The sequence below is a fragment of the Streptomyces sp. NPDC056347 genome (assembly GCF_042262625.1).
GTDB lineage: Bacteria > Actinomycetota > Actinomycetes > Streptomycetales > Streptomycetaceae > Streptomyces.
Map to the genome: position 1 here is coordinate 1 of NZ_JBHJQP010000293.1, position 4874 is coordinate 4874.

The following is a 4874-nucleotide window of genomic DNA, read 5'->3' on the forward strand; positions in this document are numbered from 1 at the left end:
GTGCCCGGTGCCCCCGAGGGCCACCGGGCACCGCCGCGCCCGTACACCGGAGCGCTCCCCGGAGTGCGGACTCCATCGTATTTTCCGGACCATATGTACGGAGTACGTACCGAACGCACCGCCCGATGCCTTCCGGCGCGACCGGAACATTAGACTCATCGGACCGGCATGCTCGACCAGCTCAAGACGCAAGGAGGCACGGGTGGCCCTGCTGACCCGCATCGGTGGACCGCGTGACCTGGACCGGCTCACGCCCGAGCAGCTGGAGCAGCTCGCCGAGGAGATCCGCACCTTCCTCGTCGACGCGGTGTCCAAGACCGGCGGCCACCTCGGCCCCAACCTGGGCGTCGTCGAGCTGACCATCGCCCTGCACCGGGTCTTCGACTCGCCGAAGGACAAGGTGCTGTTCGACACCGGACACCAGAGCTATGTGCACAAGCTCCTCACCGGCCGCCAGGACTTCTCGAAGCTCAAGAGCAAGGGCGGCCTCTCCGGCTACCCCTCCCGTGCCGAGTCCGAGCACGACGTGATCGAGAACTCGCACGCCTCCACGGTGCTGGGCTGGGCCGACGGCCTCGCCAAGGCCAACGAGGTGCTCGGCAAGGACGACCACGTCGTCGCGGTCATCGGTGACGGCGCGCTCACCGGCGGTATGGCCTGGGAGGCGCTGAACAACATCGCCGCCGCCAAGGACCGCCCGCTCGTCATCGTCGTCAACGACAACGAGCGCTCCTACGCGCCGACCATCGGCGGCCTGGCCAACCACCTCGCCACGCTGCGCACCACCGACGGATACGAGCGCTTCCTGGCCCGCGGCAAGGACCTCCTGGGGCGCACCCCCGTCGTCGGGAAGCCGCTGTACGAGACGCTGCACGGCGCCAAGAAGGGCCTCAAGGACTTCATCGCCCCGCAGGGCATGTTCGAGGACCTCGGCCTGAAGTACGTCGGCCCGATCGACGGTCACGACATCGAGGCCCTGGAGTCCGCGCTCCAGCGTGCCAAGCGCTTCGGCGGCCCCGTCATCGTGCACTGCATCACCGAGAAGGGCCGCGGCTACACCCCGGCCCTCCAGGACGAGGCGGACCGCTTCCACGCCGTCGGCAAGATCCACCCGGACACCGGGCTGCCCATCGCCTCCTCGGGCCTGGACTGGACCTCCGTCTTCGGCGAGGAGATGGTCAAGCTCGGCAAGGAGCGCGAGGACATCGTCGCGATCACCGCGGCCATGCTCCAGCCGGTCGGGCTGACCAAGTTCGAGAAGGAGTTCCCGGACCGGATCTACGACGTCGGCATCGCCGAGCAGCACGGCGCGGTCTCCGCGGCCGGCCTCGCCACCGGCGGGCTGCACCCCGTCTTCGCGGTGTACGCCACCTTCCTCAACCGCGCGTTCGACCAGGTCCTGATGGACGTCGCGCTGCACAGGTGCGGGGTGACCTTCGTCCTGGACCGGGCCGGGATCACCGGTACCGACGGCGCCTCGCACAACGGCATGTGGGACATGTCGATCCTCCAGTGCGTGCCCTCCCTCCGGATCGCCGCCCCGCGCGACGCCGACCAGGTCCGGGCCCAGCTCCGCGAGGCCGTCGAGGTCGACGACGCGCCGACCGTGGTCCGCTTCTCCAAGGGCGCGGTCGGCCCGGCGGTCAAGGCCGTCGGCCGGGTCGGCGGGATGGACGTGCTGCGCGAGCCCGGCACCACCCGGCCGGACGTACTGCTGGTCTCGGTCGGCGCGCTCGCCCCGATGTGCCTGGAGATCGCCGACCTGCTGGAGGCCCAGGGCATCTCGACGACCGTGGTCGACCCGCGCTGGGTCAAGCCGGTCGACGAGGCGATGGCCCCGCTCGCCGAGCGGCACCGGGTCGTCGTCACCGTCGAGGACAACAGCCGGGCCGGCGGTGTCGGCTCCGCCGTCTCCCAGGCCCTGCGCGACGCCGGGGTCGACGTACCGCTGCGCGACTTCGGAATCCCGCCGCGCTTCCTGGACCACGCCTCCCGCAAGGAGGTCATGGCCGAGATCGGGCTGACCGCGCCGGACATCGCCCGCCAGGTCACCGGTCTGGTCGCCAAGCTGGACGGCCGCTTCGAGACCGCGGCCGACGCCGACGTGGTGATCGAGCCCGCCCGCGACTGACGCCGCTCCGGCCGGTCGCGCCACCGCGCGGTCCCCCGGCCGGACCCGTCACCGTACGGCCGATGGGCCGGTCGGGGCACCCTGTACGGGTGGTCCGACCGGCCCATTCGCGTGAAATCGCCCGATTCGTCGCCCTGTCCCGTCGTGGTGGTCCGGAACCTTGGCGTACACGACGAATGCGCGGAGGTACGCCGGTGACTGCCCAGCAGGACACACCACCCAGCGGTGACGGACTGTTCCGGACCAAGACGGTCGAGGAGTCCATCCGCGACACCGAGGAGCCGGAGCACGCGCTCCGCAAGTCCCTCTCCGCCCTGGACCTCACGGTCTTCGGCGTGGGCGTCATCATCGGCACCGGCATCTTCGTCCTCACCGGCAAGGTCGCCAAGGAGACGGCGGGACCCGCCACCGCGCTCGCCTTCGTCGTCGCCGGGATCGTCTGCGCGCTGGCCGCGCTCTGCTACGCCGAGTTCGCCTCCACCGTCCCGGTCGCGGGCTCCGCGTACACCTTCGCGTACGCCTCGCTGGGCGAGCTGGTCGCCTGGATCATCGGCTGGGACCTGGTGCTGGAGTTCGCGCTGGGCACGGCGGTGGTGGCGGTCGGCTGGTCCGGCTACGTCCGCTCGCTGCTGGACAACTTCGGCTGGCACATCCCCGACGTGCTCTCCGGAACCGACGCGGCAAAAGGTTTCGGCTTCGACATCCTGGCGTTCTTCCTGGTGCTCGTGCTGACCGTGGTGCTGGTGCTCGGGATGAAGCTCTCCGCCCGGGTCACGACCGTGGTGGTGGCCATCAAGGTCGTCGTGGTCCTGGTCGTGATCATCGCCGGGAGCTTCTTCGTGAAGGCGGCCAACTACTCGCCGTTCATCCCCGAGGCGCAGCCGCAGACGGCGGGCTCCGGCCTGACCGAGCCGCTGGTCCAGCTGATGTTCGGCTACGCGCCCACCAACTTCGGCGTCATGGGCATCTTCACCGCCGCGTCCATCGTCTTCTTCGCCTTCATCGGCTTCGACGTGGTGGCCACCGCGGCCGAGGAGACCAAGCTCCCGCAGCGCGACATGCCGCGCGGGATCCTCGCCTCGCTCTTCATCTGCACCGTGCTCTACGTCGCCGTCTCGCTGGTGGTGACCGGCATGGAGCACTACTCCGACCTGTCGGTGGAGGCCCCGCTCGCCGATGCCTTCAAGGCCGTCGGCCATCCCGTCTACGCCGGGCTGATCAGCTTCGGGGCCGCGATCGGCCTCACCACCGTCTGCCTGATCCTGCTGCTGGGACAGACCCGGGTCTTCTTCGCGATGAGCCGGGACGGGCTGCTCCCGAGGTTCTTCTCCAAGACCCACCCGAAGTTCGGCACCCCGTACCGCCCGACCGTCCTGCTCGGCGTGATCATCGCCGTCGTCGCCGGTTTCACCAGCATCAACGAGCTGGCGGCGCTGGTGAACATCGGTACGCTCTTCGCCTTCGTCGTGGTCGCCCTCGGGGTACTGGTGCTGCGCCGCACCCGCCCCGACCTGCCCCGCGCCTTCCGTACCCCCTGGGTGCCGTTCATCCCGGTCGCTTCGGTGGCCGCCTCGGTCTGGCTGATGCTCAATCTTCCGGCGGAGACCTGGCTGCGGTTCGGCATCTGGATGGCGATCGGCGTGATCGTCTACTTCACCTACGGGCGCACCCACAGCCGGCTGCACGCGCGGAGAACCGGCAGGTGACAGCGGTGCCGCCAGGGGGCCGGGGAGGGGCCATAGGATGCTCGTATGACTTGGCTGATCACGGGTGGTGCGGGTTTCATCGGAGCGCACGTCGTACGGGCGATGCTCGACGCGGGCGAGCGGGCGGTGGTGTACGACGACCTGTCGACCGGTGACCCGGCCCGGATTCCCGGCGGGGTCCCCTTCGTCAAGGGCTCCACTCTCGACCGGGAGGCGCTGGACCGGGCGATCGCCGAGCACGGTGTCGACGGTGTCGTGCATCTGGCGGCCAAGAAGCAGGTCGCCGAGTCGGTGGCCCGCCCGCTCCACTACTACCGGGAGAACGTGTACGGACTGCAGACCCTGCTGGAGGCCGTCACCGCCGCGGGGGCCCGCCGCTTCCTGTTCTCCTCGTCGGCCGCGGTCTACGGTCTGCCCGACGTGGACCTGGTCACCGAGAGCACGCCGTGCGTCCCGATCAACCCGTACGGCGAGACGAAGCTGGCCGGCGAGTGGATGGTCCGCGCGGCGGGCGCGGCGCACGGCATGGCGACGGCCTCGCTGCGGTACTTCAACGTGGCGGGCGCGGCCTCTGCGGACCTCGCCGACACGGGGGTCTTCAACCTGGTCCCCATGGTCTTCGAGAAGCTCACCCGGGGCGAGGCCCCGCTGGTCTTCGGCGACGACTACGCCACCCCGGACGGCACCTGCGTCCGCGACTTCATCCACGTCGCCGACCTCGCCTCGGCCCATGTCGCCGTGGCACGGGCGCTCGACACCCGCGGCGCGGGGAGTGACCTCACGGTCAACATCGGCCGGGGCGAAGGCGTCTCCGTACGCGAGATGATCGCCCTGATCGGCGAGGTCACCGGCTACGGGCCGGCCGCCGAACCGGCCGTCCGGCCCCGCCGCCCCGGCGACCCGGCCCGGGTGGTGGCCGCCGCCGACCTGATGCGTTCCGAGCTGGAGTGGACCGCGCGGCACGAGGTGCGCGCGATGGTCGAGTCGGCCTGGGAGGGCTGGTGCCTGCACCACCCCGAGGCGCGGCGCTGACGGAC

The 4874-nt window shown here is 70.6% G+C and carries 3 protein-coding genes; all 3 read left to right on the forward strand.

Annotated features, from left to right (window positions below):
* Positions 1-202 precede the first annotated feature (202 nt).
* The 3 genes from dxs to galE all read left to right on the forward strand — a co-directional run bounded on the left by dxs (position 203) and on the right by galE (position 4869).
* Positions 203-2131, forward strand: a complete 1929-nt coding sequence (dxs, locus tag ACFCV8_RS35415) for a 1-deoxy-D-xylulose-5-phosphate synthase (RefSeq protein WP_376689655.1) — start codon at positions 203-205, stop codon at positions 2129-2131.
* Positions 2132-2325: 194 nt separating this feature from the next.
* Positions 2326-3837: an amino acid permease gene (locus tag ACFCV8_RS35420; RefSeq protein ID WP_376689656.1), complete on the forward strand. Its 1512-nt coding sequence runs from the start codon at positions 2326-2328 to the stop codon at positions 3835-3837.
* A 45-nt stretch (positions 3838-3882) separates the two neighbouring features.
* On the forward strand, positions 3883-4869 hold the full coding sequence (gene galE / locus ACFCV8_RS35425) for a UDP-glucose 4-epimerase GalE (RefSeq protein WP_376689657.1): 987 nt from the start codon (positions 3883-3885) through the stop codon (positions 4867-4869).
* Positions 4870-4874 lie beyond the last annotated feature (5 nt).